This is a genomic window from Burkholderia sp. Bp9004 (genome assembly GCF_003858025.1).
Lineage (GTDB): Bacteria > Pseudomonadota > Gammaproteobacteria > Burkholderiales > Burkholderiaceae > Burkholderia > Burkholderia diffusa.
In genome coordinates this window covers 42,704-60,192 of sequence record NZ_QTQD01000001.1, presented here as the reverse complement: position 1 = coordinate 60,192, position 17,489 = coordinate 42,704, and the positions used below count along the sequence as shown (strand labels likewise).

Annotated in this window: 10 protein-coding genes; 4 read left to right on the top strand and 6 right to left on the bottom strand. The window is 68.3% G+C overall.

Annotation, left to right across the window (positions count from 1 at the left end):
• Positions 1–168: 168 nt before the first annotated feature.
• The 6 genes from DIE08_RS00250 to DIE08_RS00225 form a co-directional block, all read right to left on the bottom strand.
• On the bottom strand, positions 169–1,209 hold the full coding sequence (locus DIE08_RS00250) for a transglutaminase family protein (protein ID WP_124900582.1): 1,041 nt from the start codon (positions 1,207–1,209) through the stop codon (positions 169–171).
• Positions 1,203–3,809: a circularly permuted type 2 ATP-grasp protein gene (locus tag DIE08_RS00245; RefSeq protein WP_124900894.1), complete on the bottom strand. Its 2,607-nt coding sequence runs from the start codon at positions 3,807–3,809 to the stop codon at positions 1,203–1,205. The genes DIE08_RS00250 and DIE08_RS00245 overlap by 7 nt, the downstream gene beginning before the upstream one ends.
• A 203-nt stretch (positions 3,810–4,012) precedes the next feature.
• The gene (locus DIE08_RS00240) at positions 4,013–7,447 is read right to left on the bottom strand and encodes a DUF2126 domain-containing protein (RefSeq protein WP_124900580.1); all 3,435 of its coding nucleotides are present in this window, start codon (positions 7,445–7,447) and stop codon (positions 4,013–4,015) included.
• 93 nt (positions 7,448–7,540) lie between these two features.
• Positions 7,541–8,515 (bottom strand): transglutaminase family protein, encoded by a 975-nt coding sequence (locus tag DIE08_RS00235; protein ID WP_124900578.1) that lies wholly within the window; start codon positions 8,513–8,515, stop codon positions 7,541–7,543.
• A gap of 8 nt (positions 8,516–8,523) precedes the next feature.
• Complete coding sequence (locus DIE08_RS00230; protein ID WP_059607808.1) at positions 8,524–9,465, bottom strand: alpha-E domain-containing protein; 942 nt, start codon at positions 9,463–9,465, stop codon at positions 8,524–8,526.
• A gap of 64 nt (positions 9,466–9,529) precedes the next feature.
• A complete protein-coding gene (locus DIE08_RS00225) occupies positions 9,530–10,945 on the bottom strand; it encodes a circularly permuted type 2 ATP-grasp protein (RefSeq protein ID WP_059679130.1) in 1,416 nt (471 codons plus the stop codon).
• Positions 10,946–11,738: 793 nt separating this feature from the next.
• On the opposite strand from DIE08_RS00225, the gene DIE08_RS00220 reads away from it, so the two are divergent.
• From DIE08_RS00220 to pgaA, 4 genes are all read left to right on the top strand, one after another.
• Entirely contained in the window at positions 11,739–12,734 is a 996-nt protein-coding gene (locus DIE08_RS00220) for a LysR substrate-binding domain-containing protein (protein WP_059607806.1), read from the top strand.
• Positions 12,735–13,385: 651 nt separating this feature from the next.
• Positions 13,386–13,808 carry a hypothetical protein gene (locus DIE08_RS00215; RefSeq protein WP_124628277.1) on the top strand — a complete coding sequence of 141 codons (423 nt, stop codon included), beginning with the start codon at positions 13,386–13,388 and terminating at the stop codon, positions 13,806–13,808.
• A gap of 75 nt (positions 13,809–13,883) precedes the next feature.
• A complete protein-coding gene (locus tag DIE08_RS00210; protein WP_124900576.1) occupies positions 13,884–14,621 on the top strand; it encodes a hypothetical protein in 738 nt (245 codons plus the stop codon).
• Between the two features lie 54 nt (positions 14,622–14,675).
• The gene (gene pgaA / locus DIE08_RS00205; RefSeq protein WP_124900574.1) at positions 14,676–17,483 is read left to right on the top strand and encodes a poly-beta-1,6 N-acetyl-D-glucosamine export porin PgaA; all 2,808 of its coding nucleotides are present in this window, start codon (positions 14,676–14,678) and stop codon (positions 17,481–17,483) included.
• The last annotated feature ends 6 nt before the right edge of the window (positions 17,484–17,489 follow it).

Below are 17,489 nucleotides of genomic sequence, written 5' to 3'. Positions count from 1 at the left end.
GCGCGACGGCGCGGCGCCGTGACGTCGACGCACCCGTGCGTGCCGCCGGCGCCGGACCAGGATCCGGTCCGTTCGCCGGCATCCCCATGCTAGGCGGGCAGAATTAACGAAGACTTAAATGCTTGAAAGGCCGGCGAGCGCGGCGCCGGCCCGCTCATGCCGCGTGGCTTACGGTGTATCGAGCGGCTCGACCGTCACGCCGACCTTCAGCTCCTGATCCGCGCCGCCGCCGCGGATCACGCCGCGCAGCGGCGTCACGTCCGCGTAGTCGCGGCCGATCGACAGCATCACGTAGTCGTCGCCCGGTGCACGGTCGTTGGTCGGATCGAGCTGCAGCCAGCCGTTGTCCTCGGGCCACGCCGGGTCGTACACCTCGACCCATGCGTGCGATGCGTCCGCGCCGATCAATCGCGGCTGCCCGGGCGGCGGCTGCGTCAGCAGATAACCGCTCACGTAACGCGCGGCCAGCCCGAGCGAGCGCAGCGCGCCGATCATCACGTGCGCGAAATCCTGGCAGACGCCCTTGCGCAACCGCAGCGCATCGAGTGCCGACGTCGTGATGTCGGTGCTGTTCGGCGTGTACGCAAAATCGGCGTGCACGCGCCGCATCAGGTCCCATGCGGCCTGCACCAGTGGCCGCTGCGGCGTGAAGCTCGCGGCCGCATACGCGGCGAGTTCGGGATCGCACGCGACGTGCGGCGAAGCAAACACGAATTCGCTCGCCGCGTCGTAAGGCTGCCCCGCGCGGAACCGCAAGCGGTCGCGCACGGCTTCCCATGCAGTCGTGTGTTTTCCGTCGGGATGCGCGATCGCGGGCGGCGGCGCGCCGCGCGCACCGAGCGACCACACGGGCGGCGTCACGCACACCGTACTGCGGCTGCGCACGAGCAGCGCGTCGTGCGGCTGGTTCAGCGCGAACGATGCGCGCGCGTTGCCGAATGCGTCGATTTCCGTGCAGATCGATTCCGGCGCGGGCTCGATGTCGAGCGCGAACGACAGCACCTGCTGGCGCCGCGTCGCGAGCGGTTGCAGACGCGCCTGGTGCTGGGCGGATTCGACGCGTGCGGCGTAGCGGTATTCGGTGTCGTGCGTGACACGCAGTACGCGGCCGGGCGCCCCAGCGGCCGGCGCGGCCGATGCCGGTGCCGCGGCCTGTCGTCCGTTGCCGGAACCGGAGGGCACCTTCGCCGCGTGTTTCGTCGTCACCATAGCGTCCGGCCCGCCTCGCGCACGTGGCTGAAATAGCGCTCGCCGATCCGGTTCGACAGTTCCCACACGGCCTTCACGGTCGCGTCGAGCGCATCGAGCAGCTTGCCGTGCCGGCCGTCGTCGCCGGTTTCGCACAGCTCGTGCAGCGACCACGCGGGCACGTCCGGAATCGTCTCGGCCAGTTCGGACAGCGCATAGCCCTCGCTGCGCTCGACCTTCGTCAGCCGGCCGCACAGCGCCTGCACGACCCAGCCGAGCGAGCGCGGGTTGTCGGTGTCGAGCACCACGAGCGACAGCAGCGGCGCGACGTCGAAACCGCGCTGGAAACGCGAGCGGAACGTGATCGTGCTGTCGAACAGCTCCAGCACGAGTTCGAAGCCGTCCTGCCGGTGCACCGCGCCTTCGTCGAACGCGAACTTCAGCACGCTGCACAGGAAGTCCAGCCGGTCGATCTGCCGGCCGATCGACAGCAGCCGCCAGCCGTCGTCGCGCGTCATGTTGTCGGTCTGCGCGCCGGTGATCGCGCCGAGCAGCAGCCCCAGCCGCTCGAGCAGCTGCAGCGCCTCGTTGCCGATCTGCTCCTCGGCTTCCGGATGATCGGCGCTGTCGGCGAACAGTTGCGTCGCGTCGTCGATCAGCCGCCACTGATCGCTCGACAGCCGCTCGCGGATCGCGGCGGCGGCCGCGCGCATCCCGAACAGGCACGACGCGATGCCCGAGGTACGGTCCGCGCCGCGCGTCAGCGACGTCGCGAGCGCGTGCTGGAACGCGCGCGGCGCATCGACGGCGTTCGGCGCGTCGGGCGCGATCAGCCCCGTGTCGCGGCACAGCGTGTCGATCAACTCCAGATGCGCAGGACTGTCGACGTCGTCCTCGCCGCGCAGCCGCTCAAGCGCGGCGCGCGCAAGACGCATCAGGTTGGTCGCGCGCTCGGTGTAGCGGCCGAGCCAGAACAGGTTCTCGGCCGCGCGGCTCGCGATCGCGCGCGGGCGCTCGACCAGATCGTCGGGGCCGAGACGGGTCTGCAACAGCGTCGTCGAATCGACGATGCCTTCGGTCATCACCCACGTATCGACGGTGCTACCGCCGCGCGGCATCGGCGCGTTGAACAGCGTGTCGCGCGTGCCGACTCGCGACAGCCCGCCCGGCAGCAGCCGCCAGCGTTGCGCGCCATCGGCGAGCGCGAAGACGCGCAGCAGCAGCGGCTTCGGCACGATGCGCGCGCCGCCGGCGCCGTCGGGTGCGTCGTGTCCCGGCCAGGTCGGCGCCTGCGACAGCGGCAGGTCGGCCTGCACCGTGTAATGCTCGGGCCGGGCCAGGATTCGTGCACGCCATTCGGCCAGCTGCGCCGGCGTGAGCCGCGCGCCGATCACCGGATCGAACGCGCCGCCGGCCTGCACGTCGGGCGGATACGACGGCTTCACGATGCTGCGCGCGAGCTGCGGCAGCGCGTCGTCGCAAGCTGCCGCCTCGCCGCACCACCACGAATGCACGGCGGGCAGCGTCAGCGTTTCTCCGAGCAGCCCTTCCGCGAGGCGCGGCATGAAACCGAGCACGCCCGGCGATTCGAGGAAGCCCGAGCCCGGCGCATTCGCGAGCAGCACGTTGCCGGCGCGCACAGCCTGCAGCAGCCCCGGCACGCCGAGCAGCGAATCGGGCCGCAGTTCGAGCGGATCGAGCCATGCGTCGTCGACGCGCCGCAGGATTCCGTGCACGGGTTCGAGCCCGCGCAGCGTCTTCAGGAAGACACGGTTGTCGCGCGCGGTCAGGTCGCCGCCCTCGACGAGCGTGAGGCCGAGGTAGCGCGCGAGATACGCATGCTCGAAGTAGGTCGCGCTGCGCGGCCCCGGCGTCAGCAGCACGATCCGCGAATTCTTCGCGGCCGGGCTGAGCGACTGCATGCTCTGCAGCAGCGCACGGTAGGCGGACGCAAGCCGCTGCACGCGCAGTCCGCGAAACCCGCGCGGAAAGAGCCGCGACACGATCAGCCGGTTTTCGAGCAGGTAGCCGAGCCCGGCCGCGCCCTGCGTGTGCTGCGCGATGATCCGCCACTGGCCGTCCGGGCCGCGCGCGAGATCGAACGCGACGACATGCAGCCACGTATCGCCCGGCACGCGTGCGCCGCGCATCGCGCGCAGGTAGCCGGGATGGCCCGTGACGAGCGCGGGCGGCAGCAGCCCGCGCTGCAGGATCGTCTGCGGCCCGTACAGATCGGCCAGCGTCGCGTTGAGCAGCCGCACGCGCTGCAGCACGCCACGCTCGATCGTGACCCAGTCTTCGGGCGTGACGATCAGCGGCAGCAGGTCGAGCGACCACGGGCCGGCCGCGCCGTCGCCGGCGCGCTGCTCGTGCAACTGGTAGAACAGGCCGTTCTCGCGCATGCGCCGGTGCAGCGCGTCGGCGCGGCGGTCGAGGTCGGCCACGCCGTCGCTGCCGATCGACGTGAAGAAGCTGCGCCATGCAGGTGCGAGCAGCGGCGCGGTGAGGCCGGCGGCGCTGCCGCGCAGTTCGTCGTAGCGGCCGGCCGCGGCCGGCGCCGCGAGCGCGGCGGCCAGTTCCGCGGCATCCGGCTGCGCGCCGGTATCGAAGAGCGTGGGCATCGCGTCGGCGTCGGCGAGATCGTCGGGGTGAATGGGCGGCACGGTCGATATCGTTCCGTCGTCAGGGGGCGGACGCGCCCGCGCGCCGCCGCACCGGCGGCCGGGCACGGCGGACGGCCGCGTTCAGCCCGCATCCTAGCACTCCGGCCGGCGCGCCGGGAGGTCGCGAACCGCGCATCGTCGTCCGTCCTTTCATCCGACGATCAGGGCCGTCGCAGGTCGAGCGTGAACGGAAATTCGCGGCTGGGCGCGGCGGCCGACACGTCCATCCGCCCCGGCGTGTGCCCCATCGCGACGAAGCGCGCGAGCCGGCGGCTCTCGGCCTCGTACGCGTTGACCGGGAACGTCGCGTAGTTGCGCCCGCCCGGATGCGCGACGTGATACCGGCAGCCGCCGAGCGAGCGTTGCAGCCACGTATCGACGATGTCGAACGTGAGCGGCGCATGCACGCCGATGGTCGGGTGCAGCGCCGACGGCGGCGCCCATGCCTTGTAGCGCACGCCCGCGACATATTCGCCGACGGTGCCGGTCGGCTGCAGCGGCAGCGCGCGGCCGTTGACGGTCACCACGTGCCGGTTGTCGTTCAGCCCCGTCACGCGCACTTCGAGCCGTTCGACCGACGAATCGACGTAGCGCACCGTGCCGCCGGGCGCGCCCTCCTCGCCCATCACGTGCCACGGCTCCAGCGCGCCGCGCAGCGACAGTTGCATCCCGTTCACCGCGATCTGCCCGAACAGCGGGAAACGGAATTCGAAGTGCGGCGCGAACCAGGCCGGGTCGAACGCGAAACCGGCGTCGCGCAGCTCGGCCAGCACGTCGTCGAAATCCATCTTCAGGAACGCGGGCAGCATGAAGCGATCGTGCAGCGCGGTGCCCCAGCGCGTGAGCGGCGTCGTGTACGGCGCGGCCCAGAAGCGCGCGACCAGCGCACGCAGCAGCAGTTGCTGCACGATGCTCATCCGCGCATGCGGCGGCATCTCGAACGCGCGCAGTTCGAGCAGGCCGAGCCGGCCGGTGGACGAATCGGGCGAATACAGCTTGTCGATGCAGAATTCGCTGCGGTGCGTGTTGCCGGTCACGTCGATCAGCAGGTTGCGCAGCACGCGGTCGACGAGCCACGGCGGCATGTCCTGCCCGTACAGCAGCTTGTTGCGCTGGATTTCCGCGAATGCGATGTCGAGCTCGTAGACCTGGTCGTTGCGCGCCTCGTCGACGCGCGGCGCCTGGCTCGTCGGCCCGATGAACAACCCCGAGAACAGGTACGACAGCGACGGATGGTTGTGCCAGTAAGCGATCAGGCTCGCGAGCAGGTCCGGGCGGCGCAGGAACGGGCTGTCGGCCGGCGTCGCGCCGCCGAGCACGAAGTGGTTGCCGCCGCCCGTGCCGACGTGCCGGCCGTCGACCATGAACTTCTCGCTGGAAAGACGCGACTGCCAGGCGGCGTCGTACAGGAATTCGGTCTGGCCGACGAGTTCGTCGAAGCTCTTCGCCGGGTGGATATTCACCTCGATCACGCCGGGATCGGGCGTGACCTGCAGCACCTTGAGCCGTGCGTCGCGCGGCGGCGGATAGCCTTCGAGCACGAGCTTCACGCCGAGCGCGTGCGCGGTCAACTCGATCGCGGCGAGCAGGTCGAGATAGTCCTCGAGCGCGGCGAGCGGCGGCATGAACAGGTACAGGATGCCATTGCGCACTTCGGCGCACAGCGCGGTACGCGTGATCCACGCGGCCGATTCGAAGCGCTCGGGGCGGCGCTGCGCGTCCGGCGCGCCATGCGCGTGCCGTCCACCCGCAGCCGTGCCATCGCCGCGCCACTGCATGACCGTTTGCACGGGTGCTTCGCGATGCGCGCCGGCCAGGTAGTGCGGCGCGTCGGCCGTGCCCGCATGACGCGCACGGAACGCGGCCGCGTCCCGCAGCGCGTCGCGCGGCGCGAACGGATCGCGTTCGACCAGGTACGGATAGTCGGCGCCAGCGACCCACGGCAGCGAATCGAGCGGCAGCCGATAGCCCATCGGCGAATCGCCGGGCACGAGGTACATCCGCTCGTCGCGGAAGAACCACGGGCCCGTCTGCCAGCGCGGGCCGTCGAGGCCCGGCCGATCGCGGCCCGGCGCGTCGTCCGTGCGCTTGATCGGCAGCACGTAGCCGACCACGCTGTCGAGCTGCTGCTCGAACACCTTGCGCAGCCGCGCGCGTTCGAGTTCGTCGTCGAGGCGCGAATCGAACGGATCGACGTTGACGGGCAGCCTGCGCTCGCGCCACAGGTAGTACCAGACGTCCTCGTAGCCTGGCCGCACGAATTCGTCGGTCAGCCCGAGGCGCGCGGCCAGCGCGTCGATGAAGCGCTTCGCGTCGTCAGTCGTGTATGCGGACGGCTCGCGCTCGTCGGCGAACAGCGACGGATCGTGCCACACAGGCTGGCCGTCCGCGCGCCAGAAGATCGACAGCGCCCAGCGCGGCAGTTGCTCGCCCGGATACCACTTGCCCTGCCCGAAATGCAGGAAGCCGCCGTCGCCGTATTCGGCGCGCAGCCGCTGCACGAGCTCGGTCGCATAACCACGCTTGGTCGGGCCGAGCGCATCGGTGTTCCACTCGGCGCCGTCGCGATCGTCGATCGACACGAAGGTCGGCTCGCCGCCCTGGGTGAGCCGCACGTCGCCGGCCGTCAGCGCGCCGTCGACCTGCGCGCCGAGCGCGCGCACGGCGTCCCACTGCGACTCGTTATACGGCTTCGTCACGCGCGGCGATTCGTACACGCGCGTCACCACCATCTCGTGTTCGAACGCGACTTCGCACTCGTCGATCAGCCCTTCGACCGGCGCGGCGCTGGTCGGCTGCGGCGTGCACGCGAGCGGGATGTGCCCTTCGCCGGCGAGCAGGCCCGAGGTCGGATCGAAGCCGATCCAGCCCGCGCCCGGCAGATAGACCTCGCACCACGCGTGCAGGTCGGTGAAGTCGACCGACGTGCCGCTCGGGCCGTCGAGCGCCTTCACGTCGGGCGTGAGCTGGATCAAGTAGCCCGACACGAAGCGCGCGGCGATGCCGAGGTGCCGGCACAGCTGCACGAGCAGCCACGCGCTGTCGCGGCACGACCCGGATGCGAGTTTCAGCGTCTGCTCGGGCGTCTGCACGCCCGGCTCCATCCGCACGAGATAGCCGATGTCGTGCTGCAGCTGCTGGTTCAGCGCGACGAGGAAGTTCACGGTGCCGGCCGGCGTGCGGTCGACGCCGTCGAGATACGCGCGGAACAGCGGCGCCGCGCTCGTCTGCGGATCGCACGCGAGGTACGGCGCGAGTTCGGTCTTCAGCGCATCGTCATAGTTGAACGGATATTGCTCCGCGCTCGCTTCCAGAAAGAAGTCGAACGGGTTGTACACCGACATCTCGGCAACCAGGTCGATCGTGATCTCGAAGTGTTCGGTGCGTTCCGGAAACACGAGCCGCGCAAGATAGTTCGAGAACGGGTCCTGCTGCCAGTTGATGAAGTGCTGCGCGGGCTCGACCGTCATCGAATACGCGACGATCGGCGTCCGGCAGTGCGGCGCGGGCCGCAGCCGCACGATCTGCGGGCCGAGGTTGACTGGCCGGTCGTAGCGGTAGCGGGTGGTGTGATGCAGCGCGACGTGGATGGGCATGGGAGAGCCGCTCGGTTCGGGTTGGGCCGGCCGCGCGCGCCGCGTCGCCGTCGCTGCGGCGGCACGGCACGGCGGATTCGACGAAGGAGTGCGTCAGACCAGTTCCGGCGACTGCACGACGCTGATCTCGATGCCGACGGTGCTCGCGCCGAGCCCTGTCACCGGCTGCGCGTCGCGAGCGTCGAGGCCGACGGCGATGCGCACGTAGCGCTCGTCCGGGCAGCGGTTCATGAACGGATCGAAGCCGACCCAGCCGAGCCCTTCGACGTAGGCCTCCGCCCACGCATGACCGGCCGGCTGCTGCATCAGCGCGGCGGCCTGCGGCTGCGCGCCGAGCGCCGCCTGCGGCAAGCCCTGCGACTGCGCGGCGTGCGATGCGCCGAGCGCCTGCTGCATGCCGTCGCCGCTCTGCAGCGCGAGCGCCTCCTCTTCCTCTTCGCCCGCCGCGCTCTGCTTCGCGTCGGCGATGCGCTGCATCGCACTGTCGGCGAGCACGTAGCCCGAGATGTAGCGCGCCGGCACCTTCAGTGCACGCGCGGCCGCGATGAACGCATGCGCGTGGTCGCGGCTCGTGCCCTCGCCGCTTTGCAGCGCGGTTTCGGCATCGACTGGCGCGTCCGCCAGGTTCGGCGCGTACGCGATGCGGCCGTGCACTTCCGTCATCAGCCAGTGCAGCGCATCGAGGCTGTGCGGCTCGATCGGCAGCGCCTGCGTGAGTTCGCGCACGGTGTCGCCGGCCTTCGTGAGCGCGGTCTCGCGCTCGAAGATCCACGGCGGCGCATAGCCCTCGGGGTTGCCGAGAATGCCCGCGCGGTCCTGCGTCTCGACGACGCCGGCCGCGATCACGACGATCTCGTTCTTCGCGCCGCGGTCGTGGCGCACGAGGTCGATCCGGTTGCCGAGCCCGTCCGTGTAGGACAGCGCCGGCTCGACGCCTTCGATCGTGACCTGCCACGCGCGCACCGTCTGCCCGGGGCCCGATTGCGGGCGCAGCCGCAGCCGTTGCAGCGCATGGGTGGCTTGATCGTCGAACTGATAACGCGAGATGTGTCGGATGGCGAGTCGCATGGCAAGTCTCAGTCGAAGTTGTAGGCCTGGGCGATATCGATCCCGAGGCTGTTGTTGCGGCCGATGAAGTCGGTCAGGAACTCGTGCAGGCCGCTCTTGAAGATCCGCTCGACCGAGGTGTCGGACAGCATCTGCAGAATCTTCGTGGCCGTGTCGTGACACGGGTGTGTCACGCCGTAATCCTTCGCGAGCAGATTCAGGCTCGACACCACGCGCCCGTAGCAATAGCGCAGCGAACGCGGCATGCGGCCGTTCAGGATCAGGTAGTCGGCGATGTTCATCGGCTTGTACTGCACGTCGTACACCCAGCGGTACGACCGGTGCGCGGCCACGCAGCGCAGGATCGTCTCCCACTGGTAGTTGTCGAGGATCGTGCCGACGTGCGACACCGACGGCAGCAGCAGGTGGTATTTCACGTCGATGATCCGCGCGGTGTTGTCCGCGCGCTCGACGAACGCGCCGATCTGCGCGAAATCGAAGATCTCGTTACGCAGCATCGTGCTGTAGAAGCTGCCGAGGATCAGCGCGGTTTCACGCTTCACTTCGTCGAGCACGGCCGGCAGTCCGCTCTCCGGCACCGGCTGCGCGAGCGCGTGACGCAGCGCGAGCCATGCGCCGTTCACGCTTTCCCACGCCTCGCGGGTGAGCGCCGTGCGCACCATGCGCGCGTTCGAGCGCGCGGCCTCGATGCACGACAGCACGCTCGACGGGTTGTCGCGGTCGCGCAGCAAGTAGTCGGTCACGGTATCGGCGGCATATGCGTCGTACTTCTGACGATAGCCGTCGTCCGCACCCGAGCTGACCAGCACCGACGACCATTCGGCCGGCGCGTCGGACGTGCGCGTGAGCGCCATCCGCAGCCCGGCATCCACGATGCGCGCGATGTTCTCCGCGCGCTCGATATAGCGGTACATCCAGTAGAGACCGCTCGCAGTTCGTCCCAGAAGCATCTCGTGTCCACTCCGTCTTCGTTCGGTTCGCGCGCCGGCTGCGGCGCGCGCGGTCGTGCCCGGCTCAGTCGGCCAGCACCCAGGTGTCCTTGGTGCCGCCGCCCTGGCTCGAGTTGACGACGAGCGATCCCTCCTGCAGCGCCACGCGCGTGAGCCCGCCCGGCGTGATGCGGATCCGGTCCGACACCAGCACGAACGGCCGCAGGTCGACGTGGCGCGGCGCGAGGCCGGCTTCGGTCAGGATCGGCGTCGTGGACAACGCCAGCGTGGGTTGCGCGATGTAGTTCGCGGGACGCGCGCGCAGCTTCGCGGCGAACGCCTCGAGTTCGGCCTTCGATGCACACGGACCGACCAGCATCCCGTAGCCGCCGGAGCCGTGCACTTCCTTCACGACCAGTTCATCGAGATGCTCGAGCACGTATTTCAGGCTGTCGGCCTCGCCGCAGCGCCAGGTCGGCACGTTCTCCAGCAGCGCCTTGCGGCCCGTGTAGAACTCGACGATCTCCGGCATGTACGAGTAGATCGCCTTGTCGTCGGCGATGCCGGTGCCGGGCGCGTTCGCGATCGTGATGTTGCCGGCGCGGTAGACGTCCATGATCCCGGCCACGCCGAGCACCGAATCGGGGCGGAACGTGAGCGGATCGAGAAACGCGTCGTCGACGCGGCGGTACAGCACGTCGATCGGCCGGAAGCCTTCGGTGGTGCGCATCGCGACGCGGCCGTCGACCACCTGCAGGTCGCTGCCCTCGACAAGGTGCACGCCCATCTGGTCGGCGAGGAACGAATGTTCGTAGTACGCGGAGTTGTGGATCCCGGGCGTGAGCACGGCGATGGTCGGGTTGTCGGCGTTGCCGCCCGGCGGGCACACGGCCGCGAGCGACTGCCGCAGCATCTGCGGATAGGTCTCGACCGGGCGCACCTTGACCTGCTGGAACAGCTCGGGGAAGAGCTGCATCATCGTCTCGCGGTTTTCCAGCATGTACGACACGCCCGACGGGGTGCGCGCGTTGTCCTCCAGCACGTAGAACTCGTTCTCGCCGGTGCGCACGATGTCGACGCCGATGATATGCGTGTAAACGTTCCCGGGCGGCCGGAAATCAATCATCTCCGGGATGAACGCCTCGTTGTGCGCGATCAGGTGCTTCGGCACGATGCCGGCGCGCACGATCTCCTGGCGGTGGTAGATGTCGTCGAGGAACGCGTTGAGCGCCATCACGCGCTGCTCGATGCCGAGCGACAGCCGGCTCCATTCCGCGCCCGAGATGATCCGCGGCACGATATCGAAAGGTATCAGCCGCTCGGCTGCCTGCGCGTCGCCGTACACGGCGAACGTGATGCCCGTCCTGCGGAACACGCCTTCCGCGTCGTGAGCTTTCTGGGCGAGGCTCGCGGGATTCTGCGTGTCGAGCCACTGCTTGAGGCGCGCGTAAGGCGCCCTCACCATGTCGCCGGATTGCAGCATTTCATCGAATGGCTTCATCGATCTTTTCTCCATCGATCGTTTTCCCCGGCATTGCGCATGCCGGACCGGCGTACTGACTGCCTTGCAAGGAACGTGCCTTGCGATATCCCCTCAGGTTCCCCCCTTTGTCGCGCAGCCGGCACGCCCCCGCGGCATGCCGCACCATGATGGTGCGATGCGCGCGACGCAGGACGCGCCAGAGGCGTGCCATGCCCGCGCACGGCCTCTGCTGCACCGCGCCTGTCAAACATAGTTCCCCTGCGTGTCACGACTGTGCAATCTGCACTGCACCATTCCTTCCCCGCCCGGCGCGCCTCCTCGATTACCGCGCTGCCGACCGGCAGCGGTTCCGCGCCCGCGTCGGCAGGGCTTCCCGCCGCCGTGCGGTCGCCCGCGCCCCGCCACCTTCCCGCCCGGTCTTGCCGCACCGCAGCGAAGCGCGACGTGGCGTCGGCGACCCGTTGCGGCGGCCCGCCCTGCACCGCGACGGGGATTGCGCCACATCCTTCGGTTGCCCGGGCGGAATAGCGGAAAGGCGAGCCGGCGCGCGCAGGTGCGCGGCCGGCCCTGGGGGGAAGTACCGTCTGCGGCAAGTCGGGCAGTTCGACGCGGTGAACTAACCAGTTAGCCGGGTCCGGCACCTCAACCGTATGTAGCCGTAATACCGCCGACAACGCCCATGCATATTTCGACTGACACCGATCGAAAAAAAACATCGGCTCCGATGCGCGAGGCGCGGTACGCTACAAAACCGGTTCAGTGAAATGGCGCCGCCGCCTTCCGGCGCCGACTATAAAAAGCGAAGATCAACATGGAAGCAAAGTGGCTGGAAGATTTCCTGAGCCTTGCGGATACCAAGAGCTTTTCCCGGGCCGCGCGTCATCGGCACCTCACGCAGTCGGCATTCAGCAGACGAATCGCCGCACTCGAAACATGGATGGATGCGAAGCTGGTCGACCGCAGCATCAACCCGATCACGCTGACGCCGGCCGGGCAGATGTTCCGCGGGCTGGCCGCGGATATCCTGCGCAGCATGTATGCGGCACGCAACCTCGTGAACGGCTACGACCAGTTCGCGGCAAGCGACCAGGTCGTGCGCTTCGCCGTCGCGCATACGCTCGTGTTCACGCTGTTCCCCGAATGGCTCAAGCAGTTGAACGGCGAAGTCGGCCACGTGACCGCGCGCGTGAACGCGGTGAACGTGCCCGAAGGCGTGCAGCAACTCGTCGAAGGTGAATGCGACCTGCTGCTCGGCTATCACCATCCGCAACTGCCGATCGTGCTCGATCCGAACCACTTCCCGTTCGTCACGCTCGGCGTCGAGCGGATCCTGCCGGTGTCGACGCCCGACGCACGCGGCAAGCCGGTATTCGAACTGCCCGGCACGCCGGACGCGCCGCTGCCGCTCCTCGCGTATTCGTCGGGCGCGTTCCTCGGGAACGTCGTCGAGATGCTGCTGCTGAATGCGTCCGAATCGTATGCGCTGCACCGGTGCTTCGAGACGCACATGTCCGAGGCGTTGAAGGGGATGGTCGTGGCCGGGCACGGCATCGGCTGGCTGCCCGAAAGCTGCGTGGCGAAAGAGCTCGCGGATGGTTCGCTCGTTCGTGCGGGCTCGGCGGACTGGATCACCGAACTCGAGATTCGCCTGTACCGGTCGGCGCGCAAGCGCGGGCTCGCGGCCGAACAGTTGTGGACCTACATCATGAACCGCCCGCGCGTCGCGGCCGACGGCACGCGTGCGGCCGAGCAGTCGATCGAGCCGGCCGTGCGCATCGCGCGCCGCAGCGCCGGCGGCAGCCGGTAACGCCCCTCACCGTTCCCTCATCGCCCGACTCGCCGGAGCGCCGCGCGGATGCAATCCGCACGGCGCTCCCGTATTCCATTTTCGCCATCGCGAACCATTTTATTATCCCGATTCGTCTTCAATATACGTTCCGTACGCTCGATCAATTCCGCAATACTGCCAAACGTTTGCGAATCCGAGTAAATTGCCGACTCATATGACGGAAATACGCCGTTACACATCACATCAAAAGTTTCGATTTTCATGTAACGACATTATCGCCAAAAACGTCATACCAGCCCTTTCGATTTACCTGACCGTACGTTCCATGATTCATCGTGAAGCCTCGAGGGCAGAGGCAAGTCTTCCTTTTATCAGTCGTTATTTTTCGGTACAAACTTCGATACCACTTACGTCTTAAGTTTGCGAAATGGTCATCGCGACCGGTGAGCAAATTTCATGTCCGGCAATATCGACTTTATTCAGTCTCAATTCATTTTGTCGAATTATAACAAATCCTATTTAAATAGGACATTTAAAGCATGTCCCATTCGGGCCACACGCGGTTGTTTGTTCAAAATCCATCGTGTATCAATACCATGTCGCGAAAAGAACGTCGCCAATTTCAAATCTGAATAAATACGCTCCCAGCGATTTCGGATGGAGGTTGCAATGTCTTCCTCGTTTGAACAGCATGCTCGCCCGCTCTTCGGCATCGCCGTATCCGCACTCTGCATCAATGCCGTGGCACAGACCCAGGCCCCGGCACCCGCGTCCGACCCCGGCTCCGGCCGATACGTGATTTCGTATATCTGCGGCGACGCGCGAATCGACGGTACGGCGCCGCTTCCCCCCGACGGCCGCCCTTACAACCTCGGTGTTTCGTTCGTATCGGGCGCCAGCGGGCAACCGCTGTCGAACGTGCAGGTGCGGCTGCGACGGCATGGACGCGTGCTCGTCGAATTCAAGGCAACGGGGCCACGCTGCCTGTTCAGCGTGCCCGATGCCAGTTATCGGGTCGAAGGGACTTATCAGGGCGCCACCCAGTTCGCGGTCGTCGAAACGGGCGCACTCACCACGCAGTTGCGGTGGTGAACGTCAGTCGAATCCGCGTGGCGCTGGCACGTGCTCGCTTCGTGCATTGCAATCCGTCGAATCGAGGAGGATTGAATGACTCGTGCAGAACGACCGGACGGCTCGCCCAACCGTCAGCCGAAACCTGCCTGGGGCCCCGGAAAGAATGCGGCGCTCAGCATCATTGCGTTTGCCGCGATCTTCGGCGGCTTTGCGTACGTCCAGCGCGACGCGGGAGTCGGCCATGCAACCATGACGCACGACATCGCCGGCATGATCGGCACCGCCGTCGGAAAGTATCGCGAGGCCATCGCGACCGCCACGGCCAACGCCTCCGACACGGCGTCGACCACCGCGCAGGCCGAGCTGGTTACGCCTGCCGTGCCGGGTACGCGGTATGCGTCGGCAACGCCTGCCGTGTCGGCCGCGGCAGCACCGGCCGTGCCGCCAGGAACGACCGCCCGCGCCGCCGCGAAACACCCGCACCCCGCGCACGTACCGTCCACGACGCTCGCGGCCAGCGGCCGCGCGGCGCGCCCCGGCGACACGCACCGGACGTCGCGTTCGCAGACGCTGGCGCGCACTGAAAAACACACCGACCGCACGCCGCGACGGCAGCCGCAATCGTATATCGCCGATTCGGCGCACATGGAGGCCACCAGCATCACGCACGACGAACTGGAAGGCGCACGCGCACTGGCCCGGGCGCGCTGGTGCGCACGGGTCGACGAATGGAATTGCGTGGAGCAGAACGCGAGCCGCGCGCTCGCCATCGACCCGACGAACAGCGAATCGCGCGCGCTGCTCGGACAAGCGATCCGCAATCGCCTGTGAACCGGCGTCGCCGGGCGTGCAACCGATGTGATCGTTTCAGAGTGAGGAGACATCGTGGCCAACAATCGTAGACAACAATGCACCATCGCCGCTCCGCCCAACCGGCGGATCCTCCTGCATGCGCCGTTGCTGTTGCTGCTCGTTGCGTCCGGCTCCTGCCTTGCCGCCGAAGGCGACGCGGAACCGGGCGGCGCGAGCGAAATCGCCGGCGCCGGCGGCGCGCCGGATGCGCTGTCGCCCGACATGCAACCGACGGCGGCGTCGCTGCAGGTCGCCCAGGGTCGGAGCGCCCTGCCCCCGCAAGCGCCGACGCCCATCGCGCAGGCATCGGATGCGTCGATGCAGATCGCACAGGCGTCGGATGCGCAACCGCAGACGATGCCGACCACGGTCGTGGTGGACCCGGACGTCGCGCAGCCGAGCGAACCGGCGCCGGGCGCGCAGCCGTCGAGCGTGCCGATCCAGATCGCCCAGGCGACCGATACCGCGCCGCCGAACAGGCCGCCACCGGCCGAACCGACGCCGAGTGCCCCGATGCAGCCGCCCCAGGCATCCGACACCACGCCGTCAAACACGCCGGCACCCGTCGCGCATGCATCGGACGCGCCGATCGGGATCGCGCAGGCCGCGAACCCGCAGCCGCCCGAAACACCCGTGCAATCGACGGCGACAACGTCCGGCACACCTGCGTCCAGTTCATCCGTCCCGGTCGCGCACTCGCCGGAGCCGCCGCAACCTGCACAGGCCGCAACCACCGCGCCGCCGAATGCGCCGACGCAAACCGCGCAGGCCTCCGGCACCCCGATGCCGGGCTCGCCTGCGCCCGTTACCCAGACACCGGGCTCGCCGCCCCCGTCGTCCCAGGCGCCGAATTCACAGACGCCCGGCGTCCAGCTGCCCGGCGAACCGACGCAACGATCGCAAGGCCCCGACGTCGAAACGCCGAATGCGCAGGCGCCGAACCTGCGTACCGCCGACGTCGCGACCGTGCGCAACGACGTGTTCGGCCTCGCGGCGGGCGGCGGCGCGATCAAGGCGCTCGAAGAAGCGAAGGCACGGCCCGATGCGTTCTCCGCCGTCGACGTCGCACAACTGGAAGAACTGGCGATTCGCCAGCAGGTGCGCGGCGGACGTGACAAATCCCGCTCGATGACGAGTTCCGACCGCTTCGACGGCCTCGACAGCGCGCTGCGCGCGGCGGACGACCTCGACAAGCGGATGCCGGCCACGCCCGATTATTCGCCGGTCAGGACGGCGCTCGCGGGCGACCGCACCGTCGCCCATGCGGCGCGCGGCGACATGAAGACGGCCGTCGCGACGTTCGAGACGATTCCGCCCGACGCGGAGATCTCGATCGACGCGCTGGCGGCCGTCGGCGACGCCTACCTCTACCTGAGCGAACCGGCCAAGGCGAACGCCGTGTACCAGCGCGCGCTGAAGCAGGCAACCGCGGCGCCGACCGACCGCGCGACCCGCGGCTTCCAGTACGGCGCGCGCACGCGTCCGATCGAACTGCGCGAAGGGCTGTTCTGGTCGTACGTCGACCAGGGACGCGCGGCGGACGCGCAGCAGGTGCTCGACGACATCGGCAAGTCGCTGCCGCCGGCCAAGGAGGTGCGCAACTACGGTCCGGAAGAAAGCGACTTTCTGCGCTACTACCGGCTGCGCGCGCAATACCTGATCTACACGGGCCGCGTCGACGAAGGGATCGCCGCGCTCGAGCAGCTCGAGCAGCAGGTGCCGTTCAACGCGGAGGTCCGTGCCGCGCATGCCGACGCGGTGTCGGGCCAGGCGCATCCGCGCCAGGCGATCGCGATGTATCGCGCTTCGCTGACCGACCACCCGGACAGCGTCGAAATGCTGGCGGGCCTCGGCCGCGCGGCGCTCACGGCGGACGACTACGCGACCGCGAAGTACGTCGACCAGACGCTGGACGACGTATTTCCGGACAGCGGCGCCGTGCGCGGTTTCAAGCGCGACTACAAGGCATACCGCAGCCCCGTGTTCACGACCGACCTGAGTTACGAGCACGGCAACAGCGCGCTGGCCGACAACAGCTTCACGTCGGACAGCTATGTGTACTCGCAACCGTTCGGCGACAACTGGCGCGTCTTCTCGCACACGTTCTTCGGCTATGCGCAGACCGACTCCGGCAACGTCAGCCGCACGCGCACGGGTGTCGGCGGCGACTACCGGCACGGGCCGCTCACCGTGCAGGGCGAAGTCACGCGCTCGTTCGGCTCGGACGGCCGAACCGGCGGCCGCGGGTCGATCGCGTACGCGCTGAACGACTACTGGACGGTCAGCGCCGGGCTCGACACCAACGACAACTCGCTGCCGTGGAAGGCGTATGCCGCGCACATCTGGGGCCGCTCCGCGAACGTCTCGGTCGTGTACAGGCAGAACGACCGTCGCGAGGTCAAGCTGAGCTACGGCGTGAGCCGCTACAGCGATTCGAACCTGCACCAGGAGATCTCGGCGACCGCCACGCAGCGCGTGTATACCACCGCCAACCAGCTCGTCAACCTATCGCTGGACCTCGGCACCGACAGCAACACGCGCCACGACGCGCCCTACTTCAGCCCGGGCCGCGACTATGCGGCCGCGGCGACCGTCATGCACCAGCTGATGCTGTGGAAGAAGGGCGACATGGCGCTGCAGCAGCGCGTATCGGTGTCGGGCGGCGTGTACAACGAGCGCGGCTTCGGCACCAGCCCGCTGTGGAGCGCGCGCCTCGAGCACGCATGGACGTTCAAGCACGACATCACGCTGAGCTATGGCGTCGAGGTCAGCAGCCACGCATACGACGGCCAGCGCGAGCGCTCCGAAACCGGCTTCATGTCGGTCAACCTGCCGTTCTAGCAAGGA